This window comes from Pseudofrankia coriaricola (assembly GCF_032027725.1).
GTDB lineage: Bacteria > Actinomycetota > Actinomycetes > Frankiales > Frankiaceae > Pseudofrankia.
Window position 1 is genome coordinate 1 of the sequence record NZ_JASNFO010000011.1, and the last position, 18,974, is coordinate 18,974.

The 18,974-nt window shown below is 71.7% G+C and carries 13 protein-coding genes; 5 read left to right on the forward strand and 8 right to left on the reverse strand.

Translation table 11 applies throughout. From position 1 onward, the window contains the following. Nucleotides 1–75: 75 nt before the first annotated feature. Entirely contained in the window at nucleotides 76–774 is a 699-nt protein-coding gene (locus QOZ89_RS07590; protein WP_071051123.1) for an alpha/beta fold hydrolase, read from the reverse strand. A 384-nt stretch (nucleotides 775–1,158) separates the two neighbouring features. Between QOZ89_RS07590 and QOZ89_RS07595 the strand changes: the two genes are divergently transcribed. After that, the gene (locus tag QOZ89_RS07595) at nucleotides 1,159–3,345 is read left to right on the forward strand and encodes an MMPL family transporter (RefSeq protein ID WP_071051124.1); all 2,187 of its coding nucleotides are present in this window, start codon (nucleotides 1,159–1,161) and stop codon (nucleotides 3,343–3,345) included. An 80-nt stretch (nucleotides 3,346–3,425) separates the two neighbouring features. Then, nucleotides 3,426–6,380, forward strand: coding sequence for an AfsR/SARP family transcriptional regulator (locus QOZ89_RS07600; RefSeq protein ID WP_198543398.1), 2,955 nt, complete (start codon nucleotides 3,426–3,428; stop codon nucleotides 6,378–6,380). A gap of 7 nt (nucleotides 6,381–6,387) precedes the next feature. Here QOZ89_RS07600 and QOZ89_RS07605 read toward each other — a convergent pair whose 3' ends face one another. Beyond that, nucleotides 6,388–7,245, reverse strand: coding sequence for an alpha/beta fold hydrolase (locus tag QOZ89_RS07605; protein ID WP_157910567.1), 858 nt, complete (start codon nucleotides 7,243–7,245; stop codon nucleotides 6,388–6,390). A gap of 595 nt (nucleotides 7,246–7,840) precedes the next feature. On the opposite strand from QOZ89_RS07605, the gene QOZ89_RS07610 reads away from it, so the two are divergent. Continuing rightward, nucleotides 7,841–11,140, forward strand: coding sequence for an ATP-binding protein (locus tag QOZ89_RS07610; RefSeq protein WP_071051126.1), 3,300 nt, complete (start codon nucleotides 7,841–7,843; stop codon nucleotides 11,138–11,140). 24 nt (nucleotides 11,141–11,164) lie between these two features. Here the strand turns inward: QOZ89_RS07610 and QOZ89_RS07615 are convergent, their stop codons facing one another. Beyond that, nucleotides 11,165–11,377 carry a 2TM domain-containing protein gene (locus QOZ89_RS07615; protein ID WP_071051201.1) on the reverse strand — a complete coding sequence of 71 codons (213 nt, stop codon included), beginning with the start codon at nucleotides 11,375–11,377 and terminating at the stop codon, nucleotides 11,165–11,167. 158 nt (nucleotides 11,378–11,535) lie between these two features. Here QOZ89_RS07615 and QOZ89_RS07620 point away from each other — a divergent pair, with 158 nt between their 5' ends. After that, nucleotides 11,536–12,330: an alpha/beta fold hydrolase gene (locus QOZ89_RS07620; RefSeq protein WP_071051127.1), complete on the forward strand. Its 795-nt coding sequence runs from the start codon at nucleotides 11,536–11,538 to the stop codon at nucleotides 12,328–12,330. A 352-nt stretch (nucleotides 12,331–12,682) separates the two neighbouring features. Continuing rightward, a complete protein-coding gene (locus tag QOZ89_RS07625; protein ID WP_071051128.1) occupies nucleotides 12,683–13,594 on the forward strand; it encodes a bile acid:sodium symporter family protein in 912 nt (303 codons plus the stop codon). Nucleotide 13,595: 1 nt separating this feature from the next. On the opposite strand, the gene QOZ89_RS07630 is transcribed toward QOZ89_RS07625, so the two are convergent. The 5 genes from QOZ89_RS07630 to QOZ89_RS07645 form a co-directional block, all read right to left on the reverse strand. Beyond that, nucleotides 13,596–16,829 (reverse strand): ATP-binding protein, encoded by a 3,234-nt coding sequence (locus QOZ89_RS07630; protein ID WP_083419240.1) that lies wholly within the window; start codon nucleotides 16,827–16,829, stop codon nucleotides 13,596–13,598. A gap of 235 nt (nucleotides 16,830–17,064) precedes the next feature. Beyond that, on the reverse strand, nucleotides 17,065–17,190 hold the full coding sequence (locus QOZ89_RS07635; RefSeq protein ID WP_274536581.1) for a hypothetical protein: 126 nt from the start codon (nucleotides 17,188–17,190) through the stop codon (nucleotides 17,065–17,067). 67 nt (nucleotides 17,191–17,257) lie between these two features. After that, complete coding sequence (locus tag QOZ89_RS07640) at nucleotides 17,258–18,454, reverse strand: MFS transporter (protein ID WP_198543399.1); 1,197 nt, start codon at nucleotides 18,452–18,454, stop codon at nucleotides 17,258–17,260. Next, nucleotides 18,451–18,705 (reverse strand): Chromate resistance protein ChrB, encoded by a 255-nt coding sequence (locus tag QOZ89_RS47190; protein WP_397428701.1) that lies wholly within the window; start codon nucleotides 18,703–18,705, stop codon nucleotides 18,451–18,453. Before QOZ89_RS47190 ends, QOZ89_RS07640 begins: the two co-directional genes overlap by 4 nt. Continuing rightward, a complete protein-coding gene (locus tag QOZ89_RS07645) occupies nucleotides 18,605–18,967 on the reverse strand; it encodes a DUF4406 domain-containing protein (protein ID WP_198543400.1) in 363 nt (120 codons plus the stop codon). The genes QOZ89_RS47190 and QOZ89_RS07645 overlap by 101 nt, the downstream gene beginning before the upstream one ends. Between the last annotated feature and the right edge of the window lie 7 nt (nucleotides 18,968–18,974).

Sequence of the window (18,974 nt, forward strand, 5' to 3'; positions counted from 1 at the left end):
TTTCTTTTGTTTATCTCTTGGGGGGGGGGGGGGCGGGGGGGGGGGGGCGCCCCCCCCCCCCGCCTCGTCGTCAGGTCAGGCGGACACCGACTTGACGGCCGTCCTGATCAGGTCGGCCACGATGGTCGGCTGGGAGAACATCACCAGGTGTGACGAGTCCACCTCGACGGTGTCGGCCCCCGCGCGCCGGTATCCGAAGCGCTCGACCTCCGGATTGATGGCGTGGTCCGAGGTGGCCACGAGGCCCCACGCCGGCCTGGTTTGCCATGCGGCGGCGGGCGCCTTCTCGCCGAACGCCGCCGCGGACAACGGCCGCTGCGACACGGCGAGCACCGCGGTGACGGCCGGGTCGACGTCATGGGCGAAGACCGCCGGGAACTTCTCGACGTCGACCGAGAGATCGACGCCGCCCGGGAAGGGCGTGGCGACCAGAGCCTGGGCCAGGTCGGAGTCGGGGAAGCGGCCCTGGAGCTCGCCCAGGGCCTCGCCTTCCTCGAGGACGAAGCCGGCGAGATAGACCAGGGCCTTCACGTTGTCGGCGACACCGGCCGCGGTGGCCACCGCGCAGCCGTACGAGTGGCCGACGAGGACGACGGGGCCGTCGATGGCCGCGAGGACCGACCCGACGTACTCGGCGTCGCCGAGGAGCGAGCGGTTCGGCACGGCGGGTGCCACCACCCTGAGACCGTCGGCGAGCAGCTCGGGAACCACCCTGGCGAAGCTGGACGCGTCGGCGAACGCGCCGTGGACGAGGACGACGGTGGGCTGCGACATGCTCTTCGGCCTTCCTGACCGGAGTTGTGAGGCCCGAGTACATCACCGGGTAGTTGACGATTTGTGCATGACTGCCCTGCCGGACAACCGGAGGCCTGCTCGCCGCGGCGCGCGTCTCCCGCGCGGAGACCAGCGGGCCGGTCAGGGCCGGTGGCGGATCCACTATGTGTTCACTCGCCATCAAGAACATGGCCCTAAGGTGCCTGGAAACAAGTGGACGCGGCCGGGATCGGATCGCGGTCGTGAATTCGTCCTGCCAGGGCCCTGAATTCGCGGTCGAGAAGGACGACATTCCAGTGTGCGACGCGCGTGCGTTTATTTGTCGATGAGCTCCTGTGTCCACACTGCGATCATGGGTCGCGCGAAATGCCCAAGGGGGCAGCGATGTTCGAGCGACTGGGGCGGACGATGTTCCACCGCCGGTGGTGGGTGGTCGGCCTGGCGGTGGCCTTCTTCGCGTTCGGCGGCATCTGGGGTACGCAGGTCTTCGGCGCGTTGACCACCGAAGGGTTCGAGGACCCGGCCAGCGAGAGCTCCCGCGCCCTGGACCGTGCCGAGGCGACGCTGGGCCGGACCGGCAACGACGTGGTGGTGCTCTACACCAGCCCCAGCGCCACGGTCGACGACCCGGCGTTCAGGCGGGCCGTCACCGAGACGCTGGACGCGCTCCCGGACGACGTGGTGACCAGGACGATCACCTATTGGGGCACGAACAGCCCTGGCCTGGTCAGCCACGACCGGCACGCCACCTTCGCGGTGCTGACCATGGCCGGCGACGACGAGACGCAGCGCGGCGATGCGCTGGAGAAGATCGAGGACGAGCTCGTCGCGCCCGGCCTGCGGACCCAGGTAGGCGGTATCACCGCGGTCAGCCACGACATCGGCGAGCAGGTGGCGGCGGACATCGCCTTTGCCGAGACGATCTCCGTACCTGTACTGCTCGTGCTGCTGGTGCTTATCTTCGGCGGGGTGGCCGCGGCGAGCCTGCCGCTCGCGATCGGCGGTCTGGCGATCCTCGGGGCGTTCACCGCGTTGCGTGGGTTGAGCTACCTGACCGACGTCTCGGTCTTCTCGGTCAACCTGGTGACGATCCTCGGGCTGGGGCTGGCGATCGACTACGGCCTGTTCATGGTCGGGCGGTTCCGAGAGGAGATCGCCCGCGGGCTCGGCGTCGAGGACGCGGTCGCCCGCACGATGGCCACCGCCGGCCACACCGTCGCGGTCTCCGGCATCACCGTCGCGGTCTCGCTGGCCGGACTGCTGATCTTCCCGATGACCTTCCTGCGCTCGATGGGCTTCGGCGGCCTGTCCGCGGTCGTCGTGGCGATGCTGGCGGCACTCACCGTGCTGCCCGCCCTGCTCGGCATCCTCGGCCCCCGGGTTGAGGCTCTCTCCGTGCGGCGCCTGTTCCGCCGCCCGCCGCCGGCTCCCGCGCAGGTCGAGGTCGCGCACGGGTTCTGGTACCGCCTCGCGCACAGCATCATGCGCCGCCCGGTCGTGTACGCGGTCGGGGTGCTCGCGGTCCTGCTGCTGGCCGGTTCGCCGTTCCTGCGCGTCGAGTTCGGCGGTATCGACCCGAGGGTGCTCCCGGCGGGCACCGAGAGCCGCGTGGTCTCCGAAGCCGTCGACCGCGACTTCGTCCGGAACAGCCAGGTGCCGATCGAGGCGATCGTGACCTCGGCCGACCGGGCCGGTCTGGATCGCTACGTCGCCGCGGTCCGGGACGTCGACGGGGTGGCCTCGGCCGAGGTCACCGGCCAGTCCGGCGATGTCTCGCGGATCACGGTCTACTACCAGGGCGACCCCATCTCGGCGGAGGGGCGGGACCTCGTGAGCCGGATCCGCGCCGTACCGGCACCGCCTGGTGGCGAGGTGCTGGTGGGTGGCCTGACCGCGCGGCTGGCCGACCAGCTCGACCGTGTGGGCGATCTGCTGCCCTGGATGGCCCTGATCATCGTCGGCGCGACGTTCATCCTGCTTTTCCTCGCCTTCGGCTCGGTCGTACTGCCGATCAAGGCGATCGTGATGAACGTCCTGTCGCTCGGCGCCTCGTTCGGCGCGCTGGTCCTGATCTTCCAGGACGGCCACCTGTCCGGCCTGCTGAACTTCACCTCCACCGGGACGCTGGAGGCGACCCAGCCGATCCTGGTGCTCGCGATCGTGTTCGGGCTGTCGATGGACTACGAGGTCTTCCTGATGTCCCGGATCCGCGAGGAGTACGACCGGACCGGAGACAACACCATGGCGGTCGCGGTCGGGCTGCAGCGCAGCGGCCGGATCATCACCAGCGCCGCGCTGCTCATCCTGGTCGTGATCGGGCTGTTCTCGATCTCCGGAATCACGTTCATCAAGCTGATCGGAGTGGCGCTGATCATCGCGATCCTGGTGGACGCGACGATCGTCCGGGCGCTACTGGTCCCGGCCACGATGCGCCTGCTCGGGAACGCGAACTGGTGGGCGCCGGCGCCCCTGCGGCGCTTCTACGTCCGCCACGGCCTCCATGAAGCCGAGGACTCGCCCCCGCCGGCACCTCAGCTACGCCCCACACCAGCCAGCACGCAATCCGACTGAGCGGCCGTTGGCCAGGCCGGCACCGGCCGCGGGTCGGCGGTGGGCCTGACGTTCGTGGATGATTGTCGAGAGGTTGGTCCGTGGCGCCACGACTACGCCTGCAGATCATGGGTCCGCTGCGGATCTGGCGGGACGGCGTCGAGCTGGACGCGGGCCCCCGGCAGCAGCGGTGTGTGCTGGCGCTGCTGCTGGTTCGTGCGGGCCGGCCGGTCAGCACGAGCGACCTGGTCAGCCTGATCTGGGAGACCGCGCCGCCGGTCAGCGCCGTGAACGTCATCCACAAATACGTCGGTGCACTGCGGCGGCTGCTCGAGCCCGACCTTCCGCCGCGGGCAGCCGGCGTTTACCTGCTGCGGCACAGCACCGGCTACCGCTTCGTGGCCAATCCCGAGATGCTCGACCTGGCCCTGTTCCGTCGGCGCGTCGCCGCGGCGAAGATGAGCGTGGCCGAGGGCCGCCCGCGGGAGGCGCTCGACCGCTATGTCGACGCGCTGGGGCTCTGCCACGGATCCACCGGCGATGCTCTGGCCGACAGCGCGGCGGTCTCGGCAAGCTTGGCGGGCGTGGACGGCGAGTTCTTCGACGCGGCCGTCGCGGCCACGGACCTCGCCGTGCGGGCGAACCGCTCGGTGGAGGTCCTCGCCGCGTTGCGGTTGGCGGTGGAGATGGGCCGGTTCCACGAGCCGGTGCATGCCAGCCTCGTGACGGCGCTGGCCGCGGCTGGGCACCAGGCCGAGGCGCTGGCGGCGTACCGGACGATCCGCGACCGGCTCGCCGAGGATCTGGGCATCGACCCGGGGCGTGGGCTGCGCGAGGCCCAGCAGCGGGTGCTGACCCAGGCGGTGGTGCCGCCCACACCGCGACGGGAACACGCCGAGCCCGTGATGCCGACCGCGGTGCCCCGGCTGGTTCCCCCGATACGCCCGGCGCAGCTGCCGTCGGATCAACCCCTGTTCGTCGGGCGCAAGGCCGAGCTGGTCATCCTGCGCGACCTGGTCACCGGTATGCGCGGCGTCGATCGCACCAGTCCGCTGGTGATCGCGGTGGACGGCATGGGCGGCGTGGGCAAGTCGACGGTCGTCACGCATTTCGCGCACCTGGCCGCCGGCGAGTTCGGCGACGGCCAGCTCTACCTCGACCTCCAAGGACACGAGGGTGAGGACGGCGGCGTCGCCGCCGGCGACGCCCTGCGCTCCCTGCTGTACGCGCTGGGTGTCCGCGCGTCGGACGTCCCGGACACGTTCGACGCGCTGATCGGCACGTATCGCAGCCTGACCGCCGGAAAGCGGTTCCTGGTGCTGCTGGACAACGTGCGTGACGCGTCGCAGGTGCGCCCGTTGCTGCCGAACTCCGCCGACAGCCTGGTGCTGATCACCAGCCGGCGCCCCTTGCTCGGCCTGGCCGCGTCCGACGGCGCGCGGCTGCTGCGGGCCCATCCTCCCCAGCTGCCGGAGGCCCGGGAACTGCTCCGGACCCGGCTCGCCGCGATGCGGAGCCGGACGTTCGCCGTCGGGGCGGACACCGGCACCCTGGACGAGATCATCGAGTCGTGTGGCCGGCTGCCGCTGGCGCTGGCCGTCCTGGGCGCCCGGCTCGGCGCGCGCCCACAACTGTCGCTGGAGTCGGTCGCCGCCGAGCTGCGGGACGGCGCCCGCCGGCTCGAGGCGTTCCCGGGCGGTCGCGGAGTCATCGATCCCCGGACCGCGTTCTCCTGGTCGTACCGGCAGCTCACCCCCGAGGCGGCCCGGCTGTTCAGGCTGCTGTCGGTGGCGCTTACCCCGGGTATCACGGTCGAGGCGTGCGTCAGCCTCTCCGGCCGGGATCTCCGGTGCGCCCGCGCCGCCCTGGAGGAGCTGACCGAGGCGGCGCTGCTGACCGAGGACGCCACCGGGCACTTCACCTCGCACGTCCTCGTCAAGGCGTACGCGCAGGAGCTCCTGCTGGCCGCCGAGCCGCCAGCCGAACGGCGGGCGGCGCTCACCCGGCTGCTGCAGCACTACCTGCACAGCAGCTCCAACGCGGAGCTCCTGCTCGAACCGCACCGGACCCCGATCGTGCCCCCGCCGGCCCTGCCCAGCGTCGTTGCCGAGCGGCCGGCCTCGTATCAGGAGGCGCTCGACTGGTTCGCCCGCCATCGTGACGTGCTGAAGGAGGCCGTCCGGGTCGCGGCCGAGGCCGGCTACGGCATCGTCCCGTGGCACCTCGCCGTCACCATGCAGTGGTACCTGGAGTGGTACGGGTTCTTCCAGGGCTGGGAGGACGTCATGCGGCTCGCTCTGCGCGCCGCGCGCGAGCAGGGGGACGTGATCGGCGAGGCGCACGTGCTGCGCTCGCTGGCTGGTGCGCGGTGGTACTTCGGCGCGAACGAGGAGGCCCTCGACCTGCTACGGGCGTCCCTGGCCGCCTTCGCCGCGCACGACATGCTCCCGGAACAGGCGATGGTGCAGCTGAACCTGTGCTCGGTCCACACCGCGCTGGGCCGCCACGATCTGGCGCTCGCCCACATCGAGAAGGCCGTGGCGCTGAGCCGCGGCGCCGGCCACAGACGGGCGGAGATCCGCAGCCTCGACTACCACGGGCGGTCGCTGAGCCGCCTCGGGCGGCACGAGGAGGCGGTCCAGGTGTTACAGGAGGCCCTCGACCTCGACGCCAAGATGGAGGAGCACCAGCAGGAGGAAGGTTCCATCCGGGTGGCCGTCGCGCAGAACCTCGCGACGATGGGCCGGCTCGACGAGGCCGTGGACCAGCTCAAGCTGGCGTTCGCGATCGCGGCCAGGCTGAGCCCGGGGCCGGGCCGTGCGACCGCCGCGGCCCCACAGACCGCCATACCTCGGATTTATCCGATGGATTTCGAAGCCATCCGGAGCCTGACGGAGCTGCTGATCTCGGTCGGTGACGTGAGTGGCGCGCTCGAGGCGTTCGGGCGGGCCCGCGAGGTGCTGGAGTCCCTCCAGGACGGCGGACCCGACCGCATGCGGGCCGGCCTGCGGGCTCTGGCGGAAAAGCTGACCCAGCTCGACCCCAGCGTGCCGTGACCTGACCTCACGCCTGGGCCGTGCGGATCGGTCCGGAAACCCGGCGGGTGAACTCGAGCAGCACGTGGGCGAAGCGCTCCGCCTCCTCCAGGTGGGCGAGATGGCCGCTCTCCGGGAACGTCACCAGGCGGGACTCCGGTATGCCCCAGCGCAGCGCCTCCGCCGCGTCCGGCCAGAAGACGTCGTGCGCCCCGGCGGTGACCAGCGTGGGCGCGGTGATCGAGGGCAGACCGTCCCGCACGTCGAAATCCGACTGGGCCCGGGGCCAGCAGCGCACCCGGTCGCGCAGATGCCGGAACTCCGCCTCGCGGCGCCGGTAGTCGGCGAAGTACGCCGGGAAGATCTCCCGCAGCCGCTCGGTTGCCTCGTCCGCGCTGGTGCCCGGCGTCCGGTCCCAGGCGGCGAGTATTCCTGGGGCCGGGTTCTCGGCCGCGTGGCGCCGCAGCAGCTCCCGGGTCGACGCCGACGTGCGCGCGTCGGCGACCGGGCTCGTCGAGTAGAGGATGAGGCCGGCTACCCGCCCCGGATGGCGCAGCGCGTAGTTCTGGGCGACGAATCCGCCGTGCCCGTGCCCGAGCACGAAGACCGGATCACCGCCGAAGGTCCTGACCACGGCGTCCAGGTGCGCCACGTAGGTCGCGACGTCGTAGCCCGCCTCCGTGGTGAGGAAGCCAGACTCGCCGGTTCCGGCCGGCTCGAGATATGCCATGGTCAGCCCGCGTTCGGCGAGTGGAATCTGGAGGTATTCCCAATGCATTCCCGGGCCGCCCGGATGTACCACGCACAGCGGGCCACGACCGCGCACGTGGCACACCAGTGACAGCCCGTCCACCTGGACCTGCCGGGTTCTCTCCGGAATTACCACGGCAAACTCCTCGACACCGAAACCGCAAATTCTCCTCGCGGTCATGGTGCCGGTGGTGAGTGTAGTTTCAGTGACCGGTCGTCGGCTGGTGGTCAGTCGCGCCCGAGCACCGCGTGCACCGAGGAGACCGCGTTCGCGCACTCACCGACCGCGGTGACCACCCGTTCGTCGAGCCCGAGCGAAGCTCGCCGACCGCGAACACCCGGGACGCGCTCGTCTGGAGGGGCAGCGGCGTACCGGACGGTCCGGCGGGCAGCCAGGACCGGGCGAGCGCGGGCGAGGCCGCGCCGGACGGACCCGCGCCGGACGGACCCACGCCGGCAGGGTACCGATCACCGCACCACCCGACGCCCGGTGGGGCCTTCTCCGATTCCCGGACGAACCATCGCCGGATTTGTCGCCGGATATAGGGTTCCGGCGTGCCCCTGGGTCGATCTTCGGGCGGGACGAGGAACGGTCCCGCCTTGTGGCGCTGCTCGGCGACCCGGTCAGCCCGGTGCCGGCGTCGACTGACACGACATAGGTCATCTGACGGATCAGCGGGCACCGACTCTCCGGCGACGCTGCGCGCATCGCCTTTGCGGAGGAGTTCGTCGTGAGTACCAGTGGACAGCCGCGTCTTCGTATTCTCGGTCCGTTGCGGATCTGGCGGGCCGGCGCCGAGCTGGACGCCGGGCCCCGGCAGCAGGCATACCTGCTCGCCATGCTTCTCGTCCGTGCGGGGCGGCCGACCAGCACCAGCGAGCTGATCGACCTGATCTGGGACGACGACGTCCCGCCCTCGGCCGTCAACATTCTCCAGAAGTACGTCGGCGCGCTGCGGCGCCTGCTGGAGCCCGAGCTGCCCGCCCGTGGAACCGGGTCGTACCTGCAGCGCCGCGGTGGCGGCTACCTTTTCGCGGCCGGCCCCGACATGCTGGACGTCGTCGCGTTCCGGGAACTCGTCGAGACGGCGAGGACATGCCTCGCCGAGCGGCGTCTCGGCGAGGCGCTCGACAGCTACGCGGAGGCGCTCGGCCTCTGGCACGGCCCCGCGGGCGACGGGCTGGCCCTCGGACCGAGGGCGATGCCCGTCTTCGCCGCGCTGAACGACGAGTTCTTCGACGCCTGTGCGGCGGCGGCCGAACTCGCGGCGACGCGGAGCCAGCCCGAGCGCGTGCTGGCGCCCCTGCGCCTGGCCGCGGGGATGGCGCCGTTGCACGAGACCGTACAGGCGAGTCTCGTCTTCTCCCTGGCCGCCGCCGGTCAGCAGGCGGAGGCGCTGGCTGTGTTCGAGAAGGTGCGAGCCCAGCTCGCCGACGAGCTTGGCATCGATCCCGGACCGGCGCTGCGGGCCGCCCACCTGCGGGTCCTGGGGCAGCCAACGACGTCGGCGGGTCCCCACGGCGCGGACGTCGGCGGGTCGGCGGGGACGGCGGGCGGATCCCTGTCCGCGCAGCCACCGACGCCCGCGCGACCAGCGACCGAGCCGCCCAGGCCTGTCGGCCGCGCCGAGGAAGCACCCGCCGAGGAGGCACCCGCCGAACGGCCGTGGACGACCGCCCTCGGGACGCCGCACGTCGACGGCCTGATCGGTCGCGTCGAGGAGTTCGGGGTGCTGCGGCACGCGGTGGCCTCGGCGTTCGCCGGCGGCGCGGCGCTCGTGCTCGTCGAGGGCGAGCCGGGGGCGGGCAAGACCCGTCTGCTGGAGGAGGCCGGCGCCCACGCGGACTGGCTCGGCGCGCTTGTCGTGTGGGGCCGCTGCCTCGAGGGCGACGGGACGCCGGCGATGTGGCCATGGGTGCAGGCGGTCGGCGTGGTCCTCGACGGCCTGCCCGCCGCGGCGCGCCAGGGGTGGCACGCCGGCGAGCTCGGCCGTCTCGTGGAGCCCCGAGGCGTCGTCGCCGCGCCGGTACTGCCGGACAGCGGCGCCCAGTTCCGGCTGTTCGAGCGGGCCGTCGCCCTAGTAGGCGAGGTCTCGGCGCGCCGGCCGGTGGTGCTCGTCGTTGACGACCTCCAGTGGGCCGACGTCGCCTCGCTGCAGATGTTCAGCCACCTGGCGGCGCGGCTGCCAGGTGGCACCGTGATCGTCGGCGCGCTCCGCGACCGGGTGCCCGCGCCCGGCTCGGAGCTGGCGCGGATGCTCGCCACGGCGAGCCGGTTGCCCCGTCACCGCCGGATCCGGCTCGGTCCGCTCGACCAGGCGGAGGTGGCGGAGCTGGTCCATCGCGAGACCGGGCAGGTCCCCGGCCCCGCCGTCGCCCGCAGCATCCACGCCCGCACCGCCGGCAACCCCTTCTTCGTCCGGGAGCTGTCCCGACTCCTCGCCGACGGCGGGGAGCTCAACGAGGACGCGGCGGCACGAGCCGGCGTGCCGTCCACCGTCCGGGACGTCGTTCGCGGCCGGATGACCGGCCTGGACGACGACGCCAGCGGCCTGGCGCAGATCGCCGCGCTGATCGGCCGGGACGTCGACCTCGGCCTGCTCGCGAGCGCGGCCGACCTCGAGGTCCAGGCCTGCATCGACCGTCTCGAGCCTCTGGAGGCGCTCGGCCTGCTCGAGCCCCAGCCCGGGGACCCGTTCTCGTTCCGCTTCGCGCACGACCTGGTCCGCGAGTCGGTCGTCAGCACGACGCCGCCGGCGCGCGCGGCCCGGCTGCACCTGCGGGTCGCGGACGCGCTGGAGCGCTCCGGCGCGGACGGCGAGTCCATCGCCGAACGCCTCGCCCACCATCTGTGGGCCGCGGGGCCGCTCGCGGACCCGGCCAGGACCGCCGGCGCGCTGGAACGCGCCGGGCGCCGCGCCGCGGCCAAGTCCGCGTTCGACGCCGCCGCGCGGCAGCTGGTGTCGGCCGCGCAGGTGGCGCGGAAGGCGAGCCTGGCGGAGCTGGAGCTGTCCGCGTTGTCGCAGCTCACCGCGGTGATCGGGATGCGGTCCGGCTACGTCGGCTCCGCGGCCGACCTGCTGGAGCGCGCCGAGCACCTGGCGCGTGGCCTCGGCCGGGAACGGGAGGCCGCCGACTTCCTCTTCTCCCGCTGGGCGGCGTACTCCCAGGGCATCCAGCTCGACCGCGCCGGCCGGCTCGCGCGCCGGTTGCTCGAGGAGGGCGAGCCATCCCCCGACCAGGTCGTGCGCACGTATGGCCTGCACGCCTGGGGCATCCATCAGTGGGACGTCGGCAACATCGGCGAGGCGTTCCGGTACCTGAGCCAGTCCAACTCGATCATGTTCGATGGCCTGGCCCAGCGCGAGGATGATCCGCTCCGGCATGACCTGCAGTTGCTCTCACCCGTGATGCTGGCGCTGAACACGGCGTTGCACGGTGACGTCGACGCGGCGCGGGCGCTGCTCGACACGCTGGAGGCCGCCGCGGGCGACGACTCCTATGCGGTCACGGTCTGGGCCGCCTTCGCCGTCACGGTGGCGGCGCTGGCCGGCGACCCGGCGTGGGCGCTGCGCGCGGCGGAACGGGGGATCGCGGTGGACCCGGAGTTCTCCTTCGTCTTCCTCGGCAGCTACCAGCGGCTGGCCCGGTGCTGGGCGCGGGCCGTGACCGGCGAGGACCCGGCCGGCGCCGCGGCCGAGGCCGAGAGGCTCATCGCCGTGGCCCTGCTCGACCCGCCGCGCTCGGGCCTGGCCACCTGGTACGGACTGCTCGCCGAGATGTGGCTGGCCGCCGGGATGCTGATCGAGGCCGCCGCCGCCCTCGACCGGGCCGGCTCGTTCCTCGACACCTACGGCCAGCGATACCCCGAGGGCCATGTGCTCCTGATGCGGGCGCGGCTGCTGCAGGCACGCGGCGAGCCCGCCGCCGTCATCCGGGCCGTGGCCGAGCGGGCTCGCGCCCTGTCCATCAAGCGCGAGGCCCACCTGTTCGCCCGCCGCGCCGAGGAACTGCTGACCGGGCTGGCGTAGACGCCAGCGCTCTCCTTGCGCCGCTCAGGTGGAACCCAGCGTGGGACGCTTGGAGAAAGCCCAGATGTGGAACCCAAGGCCGATGCCCCAGGCCACTATCGAGTACAGGGGCCAGAAGAAGACATCCGAGGTGAGGGTCGCCCACAGCACTACCTGGGCGACATTGGCCAGAACGTACCAGAAGATATGGGACCAGAGGCCCCACTTCCAGGCGGCTTCGCTTTTTGCTGATTCCATGCCCACAGGCTAGGCCGACGCACTTGATGGGCAGTGGATTTTCTGTTGATCCGCCGACGGCACGGGCCCCGGTTTTGTCCAGTGCACGTCAAGCACCCGATTCTACGCTGGCCCCTGGATGGTGACTGACAACAACTGATGCTGAAGGGCCTACATTGATGACGACAACTCGCCGAACGGTGCTCGCCGGATCCGCCGCGGTCGCGGCCGCCACCGTGGTCGGGGCGCCCGCCGCGCAGGCGCTCGCCCGGCCCGACGGCAGGCAGAAACCCACCGTGGTACTCGTGCACGGCGCGTTCGCCGACGCCTCCGGCTGGAACGACGTCGCCACCCGGCTCATCCGCGACGGCTACCCGGTCATCGCCCCACCGAACCCGCTGCGCGGCGTGGCCGCCGACTCCGCCTACCTGGCCAGCATCCTCGCCACCCTCGGCGGCCCGCTCGTCCTGGCCGCGCACTCCTACGGCGGCATCGTCGTCACGAACGCCGCGACCGGCAATGCCAACGTGAAAGCCCTGGTCTACGTCGCCGCGTTCGTACCCGACCAGGGCGAGACGCTCCTGGGCCTGCAGACGAAATACCCGGGAAGCAAACTCGACGAGACGGCGCTGGACATCCGCCCCTACGCCGACGGCGTCGACGGATACATCAAGAAGGAGGCCTTCCACGACGTGTTCGCCGGAGACCTGCCAAGGACGACCACCAACCTGATGTGGGCCGGCCAGCGCCCCAGCGACGTACGCACCCTGCAGGAACCGTCCGGCCCCCCGGCCTGGAAGACCATTCCTACCTCGTACCTCGTCGCCCGCAACGACAACGTGCTACCCGCCGCGGCGCAACGGTTCATGGCACAGCGAGCCGGCGCCCACACCGTCGAAGCCGCCACCTCACACGTCGCGATGATCGCCAAACCCGCCGCGGCGGCCGACCTCATCAAACACGCCGCAGGCTGACGAAGCCGCAGAGGGGCAGGACGGACGCGACGATCGCCCGGGCGCACGCGCCGGCGCCGGGCTCCGTCCCGAACCAGCCCGGGCGTCATTCGACCGATTTCCGTCGAGGATGGACGATGCATCAGCGTGCATATGAAGGCCAGTGCGCCGCCGAGGAGAAGCGGCACACCTCCACCAGGGCGCCGGCCCGCAATCCGAAGATGACGTTGGTCGCGTTGGCACTGGGCGGTTTCGGGTCGAGATCGAGCATGTCGACGACGAGCCTGGTAGGCGGGAATCGCACGATCGCGGCGGGCCGCGGAAGCGCCGGGCCAGCCCGTGATCCGGCCGCGGCGTATCTGAGAATGTCACCATGGATTCTGCGGTGATCCTGGCCAGTCTGCCTTTCGCTCTCGGCATCGTCATGCTCGGCTTGGGCCTCGGCCTGACCGTGGACGACTTCCGCCGGGTGGGTCGGCATCCGAAGGCGGTCGGGGTCGCGCTGCTCTGCCAGGTCGTGCTGCTGCCGGCGATCTGCTTCGGCCTGGCGCTCGCCTTCCGGCTCCCGCCGGAGCTGGCGGTCGGGCTGATACTGGTCGCGGCGTCGCCGGGTGGCCCAACAGCCAACCTGTACAGCCACCTGTTTGGCGGGAACGTCGCGCTGAACATCACGCTCACCGCGACCAACTCGGTGCTGGTGGTGGTCACCCTGCCGATCGTGGTGAACCTCTCGGCAGAGTACTTCCTGGCCGACGAAGCCGCGATCGGGCTGCGGTTCGACAAGATGCTGCAGGTCTTCACGATCGTGCTCGTGCCGGTCGCCATCGGGATGCTCGTGCGCGCGCGGGCGCCAAAGATGGCGCAGCGGCTCAACCGCCCCGTCCAGGTGCTGTCAGTCGTGGTCCTCGTCGGCGTCATCTTCGCCGTGCTGTTCGGGCAACGGGAGAACCTCGCCGACTACTTCCTTTCGGTCGGGTTGGCCGTGCTGGTCTTCAACATCGTGAGCCTGCTGATCGGCTACGGCGTGCCGCGCCTGGCCGACGTCGACCACCGCGCGGCCATCGCGGCCGGGTTCGAGGTCGGCATCCACAACACCGCACTCGCCCTCACGGTCGCGCTGAGCCCAGCGCTGTTGAACAGTGCCGAGATGGCCATTCCGAGTGTGGTGTACGGCATTGTCATGTTCTTCACGGCGGCCGGGTTCGGCTGGTTGATCACCCGTCGAGTTCAGCCGGGCCCCGTCCCGCTAACCATCCCTGGTGATGCTCGGGGCGGCTTCAAGTGAATCAAAGCTCGGCGAGGAACCTTTCGGCGCGGCGGGCGAAGAGGTAGGACTCGCGTTCGTTGGATCGCTCGTGGGCCTTGTCGGCGGCGGCTCGCACGACGCCCGCGGGTTCGCCGCGGGCGTGGAGCAGGCGCGCGCGCAGCAGCAGGACAAGTCCTTCGGCGTAGCGTTGGCCGTAGGCATCCAGGGCCCGGTCCGCTCGGTCGAGGGCGGCGCCTGCCTCGTCCGGCATGCCGGCGGCCAGCCACATTTCGGCGATCAGTGCGTGGTGGCACGCGACGCCCCACCGCGGAGGGTCGACCAGCGTCCCGGCCAGGAGCTGTTCGGCCTCCGCCGCGGTACCGGCCGGGTTGTCGCCGGTGAGGGCGCGGGCCCAGTACCAGTTCAGCCGTATGTAGTTTTCCTGCTGGATGGCGGCGCGGCCCGTACCGACGGCCATCCACCGCTCGATCGTGCGCATCACCCAGTCCGCGTCACCGGCCATCGAAGCGATGATGGTGATGTAGTACGCCCAGGTCGCGACGGCGTACAGGTCCTCGGGGCCGTTCCATTTTTCGATCATGGTCCCCGCCGTCTCGGCGTCACCGTGGAGCGCGGTCACGACGGCCAGCCAGCCGGGCCACTCACCCGAGACGTCACGCCGGATCGGGGTCTCGCTGTGCGACGAGACCACCCCGTCGAGAAGGGCGGGATTGTTCCCACTGAGGCACCGGTATGCCTCGCCGATGTTGCCGCTGTCCCACTGATGCAGGCCCCAGGCTTGCCGGCCGTACACCTGGACGACCGGATCGCAGGACGCCTCCCCTTGCTCGGACAGCCGGCGGACCAGATGTTCGCGGTCCCACTCCAGGAAGGTGTAAGCCCCGAACAGACGAGCAAAGAGGAGGCCGGCGGCCTCGACCTCCCGCCCGAGTTGGCGCGCCAGGTGTTCCGCGCGCTCCAGCAGATCGAACGTCGTGCCGCCGAACCCGGCCTGCCGGCGCGGGGCGATGGCGAGTAGCGAGAGGGCAGAGAGCTCGAGTTCCGGGAGCCCGGCGGTTCGCGCGATCTGGGCGGCCAGTTCGAGGTGCCGATCGGCGGCCGCGACCGCGAGCTTGGTCGCGGCGCGGCGGCCGGCGCGCTTCAGTACCTCCACGGTGCGAACCGGGTCGGCGAGGGGGCCGGCGGCCCGCAGGTGGTAGGCGAGGCGTTCGGTGATCGACTCGTCGTCGGCTTGGCTTTCTTCGAGTGCGTCCGCGATGCGCAGATGCAGCCGGATGGCCTGCTGATGTGCCGTTGTCTCGGTGACCGACTCTCGAACTATGTCGTGCGCGAAGCGCCACGAGAACGGGTCCTGGGGCCCCGATTCGAGCAGGCCGAGCGCGCGCAGCGGTTCGAGGCGTTCGAGGCAGTCCGCGATGTCGACGCCGGCGGCGCGGGCGAGCAGGCCGAGGTCGAGGTCACGGCCGATGAGTGCCGCGACCCGCAGCAGGTCGCGGCCGCCGTCGTCGAGGCCCGTCATCCGATCGCGGACGACGTCTCGCACCGTGGACGGCACCCCGGCGCGGGCCGATACGGCGCCGTCGCCGACCGCGCCACGGTCGACGAGGAGCCGCGACAGTTCGCGGACGAAGAAGGGATTGCCGGCGGTGCGAACGTGGATGTCGCGGGCGACGTCCGTGCCGGGTTCGTGGCCGGTCTCGCGACGGATGAGTTCGGCCACGTCGGTCAGGCTGAGCGGGCCGAGTCGGATCCTGCGATGGCTGTTCAGCCGGCTGGCGGCGGCCAGTACTCGCGAGAGGTCGGAGCCGGGTCTGGGTGCGCGGTCGCGAAGGGCGCCGATGATCGCGGTGCCGGTCGGTAGCCGGCCCGCCAGGTGGCCGAACAGCTGGAGCGAGGCGGCATCAGCCCATTGAAGATCGTCCATGACGAGCAGCACCGGCCGTTCCGCTGCGGCCTGGCCAATGACGGTGACGACCTGCTCGAACAGACGGAACTGTCCGCGGGCGCCGGAAACCGGCGGCGCGGCGTCATCGTGTCGAGATTCGAGGAGACTGCCGAGTTCGCTGGCCAGCCACTTCTCGCGCGCCGACGCGGGCAGGCTGTCAAGAACAACAGAGAGCGCCTGCTCCCACGGCCACATCGATGGTGTTCCGTCGCCTTCCAGGCAGGAAGCCCAGACGACGAACGCGCCGCGCTGGTCCGCGGCGGCAGCGGCCTGCTCCAGCAGGCGCGTCTTGCCCGCCCCCGGTTCGCCTTCGACGATGCGGAGCCCGGTGCGGCCCGCGAGCGCCTCCTCGATGGCTTGCCGCAGCACTCCGAGCTCCTCGCGCCGGCCGACCAGGCCGGCTGCCCGCCTCGCCGGTACACGTTCGCCCTCGCTCTCGTGCTCCACGCTCGCCCGGACGGTCGGCCTCGGGGTCTGCGTCAGCACGCGCAGGTGCGCGGCCTGCAGCTCCGGGCCGGGGTCGATGCCGAGCTCCTCGGTGAGGCGGTCGCGGACCGCGTGAAACGCTGACAGCGCCTCCGCCTGCCGTCCCGCGGCGCCGAGGGCGGTGATGAGGCTGGCCTGTACGGGTTCGTGGAACAGTGCCATCGACGCGGCCAGCCGCAACGGCGGGATCACCCGCGCCGGTTGGCGCAACGCCACGGCCAGCTCGGCCGCTGCCGCGCCGGCGGCATGGAACTCCTCGTCGAGGGCGGCCAGGACCGGAGGCACGGTCGATCCGTGGAAGACTCCGTCCCCCGCCGGACCCTGCCAGAGGCCGAGCGCTTCGACGTAGTGGTCGAGCGCCACTTCGCGAGCCTGCTCGGCGAGAGCGGCCTGGGCTGCTTTGAGGAGTTCCCGGAACGTGACGAGGTCCAGCATGCCGGGACCGGCGATGAACACGTACCCGTTGCCGCGGCGGTACAGGTATGTACCAGCCTGCCGAGCGGGGAGCGCGGGTTCGAGCACCCGCCGCAATGCCCCGATGTACTTGTGGATGACGTTGAGCGCACTGGCCGGGACGTCATCGGCCCAGATCAGGTCGATCAGTTCTCTCGTGCTCACCGGACGGCCCACGCGAGCCAGGAGCAGCGCCAACAGCTGCGCCTGCTGACGGGGGCCAGGGTCCAGTTCGGCGCCATCACGCCACAGGCGTAACGGACCGAGAATCTGCAGGCACGGCGTACCTGCGCCGGCAGGCGGATCCCCGCCGTCGGGCCGAACGGGATAGGAACGCCCCGCCATGTCTGTCGACTCCCGGATGGACATGACAGCTTTGTCCGCCTGCGACCTCTATCGGACCGCCGCGCGCCGAGTCTAGCCGAGCTGGGGCGGGCCTACCACACGGAGTGGGAGCGGCTGCGCGAGCGAGACCCGTTGTGCGTCGTGGTCCATCTCGACGAGGACCGGGTGGTCGGCAGCGCGGTGTCCCAGGCGGCGGCCGTCGGTACGAGACCGCGTGCGCCTACGCCGTCGGGATCACCACCCCAGGTGGTTTCACCCGCTACTCGCAGCGGGCCACCCGCACACCGGCCGGCTCGCCGAGATGTGGCTGGCCGCCGGGAGGCTGGTCGAGGCCGCCGCCGCCCTCGACCGGGCCGGCTCGTTCCTCATGAGCTTTGCCCGCCACGACACGGTCCTTCCATGGGCCACGTTCACCGTGAACGTGGGCGTCGGGTCTGGATGGCGTGGCCCGGTCAGGTCTCTGTGCCGGGCGTGGCGGCCTTTGCTGGGCGGTGGGTGAGCGCGAGTGCCGCGCCGGCGGCGAGGAGAACCGCGAGTGCCGCGAAGCCGTAGGTGAGGGTGGTGAGCGTGGCGACGGCGGCGACAAGCAAGGGGCCACCTGCGTCGCCGAGTTCGCGGCCGAGTTCGGCGGCGCCCATGGTCTGGCCGAGGCGGTCCGCGGGGGTGCCCGCGGCCAGCGCCGCGAAGCCCAGCGGGGTGATCACGCCTGTGCCCATGCCGATCAGGGCAGCGCCGACGAGCACTCCGGTCAGACCCGGCAGCGTCGCACCGACCAGACCAGCGGCGGTGATCGCCAGGCCCGCGGCCAGACCGGAGCGGGTCGTGAGGCGTCCCTGGTCCAGCGCGCGCCCGGCCCATGGCTGGGTGAACGCCGCACAGGCGGCGAGCACGGACACGGCGGCGCCGGTGGCCATCGGGCTCAGCCCGGCGGCTCGGCCGGAGACGGGCAGAAAGCCGACCCCGGTCGACAGGGCCGCCGTCGCCGCGGCCAGCGCGGCGGTCGGGGCGAGGAAGACCGGATCGGCCAACCGCCGGGCCAGGTCCAGCACCGTCTGTCGGGCCTTGGGCAGTGGCGGTACGCCGGGAACGGCCAGCACAGCCCAGAGGGCGACCGCCGCGCCGAGCATCGCCAGCACCGCGAACAGCAGCCGCAGGCCCCCGGCCCACACGAGCACCCCGCCCAGCAGCGGGCCGAGGGTATAGCCGATCGACTTGTAGAAGCCGTAGGAGCCGAACGCCCGGCCATGTTTCGCGGCCGGGTTGAGCCTGGCGACCAGCGCGGACGCCGAGGGAGAGAACGCCGAGGCCGCGGCGCCCTGGCCGAGGCGGGCGGCCCACAGCCAGCCGGGGCTGTCCGCGACGGCATACAGCGCGGAGGCGATGGCGAAGGCCACGAGCCCGCCGAGCAGGACCGGCCGGGCTCCCACCCGATCGGCGAGACTGCCGAACACCGGCTTGAGCAGCACCTCGGCTCCGTCGTACAGGGCGAGCAGCCCGCCGAGCACCATGAGCGAGGTGACCGCGTCCGTGGAGAAGCCGCCGAGGTTCGCGGCGATGCCATGCGCGCCGAAGGCCGTGGTGAACCCGGCCGCGTAGAGCGGCCACATCTGCCGGGCCGGCGCCGCCCGGACCGTCGCCGACCGCGTCATCGGTCGTGTAGGGCGCGGAAGGCGAGCTCGGCGTGGTTCTCGCGGGCCGTGGCGCACTCCTTGAGCCATCTGGTGGCCTCGGCCGCCTCCGGTGCGCCGAACACGTCCCGCGCGGTCAGGTCACGATGCCAGCGGCGCGGCCGCCTCAGGCTAGGCAGCTCGGTAGCCGGGGATGTCGTCGACGCGACGGTAGACCGGCAGGCCCCGCTCCTGGGCGATCTGGACGTCCTGGTCGGCGCCGGTGGACTCACCGGGTAGCCGGAGTACCGCGTCGCAATGCTGTAGCAGGCGTTCCGCGGTGGGGTACATGATCTGTTCGGCGACCGGATCGGTTGGGCCGGCGCCGCCCGCGCCGCGCAGCACGGGCAGCGCGACCCACTCTCCGATCATCGGGACGTGGCCGCTGCGGAAGATCGGCCAGGCAGCCTCCTCCAGGCGGGCCAGGTTCCGCGCCATCAGATCGGGATCGTCGCCGGTGCCCGAGCGGTAGGGCCCCGCGATAAGAATCAGCATGGTGCCA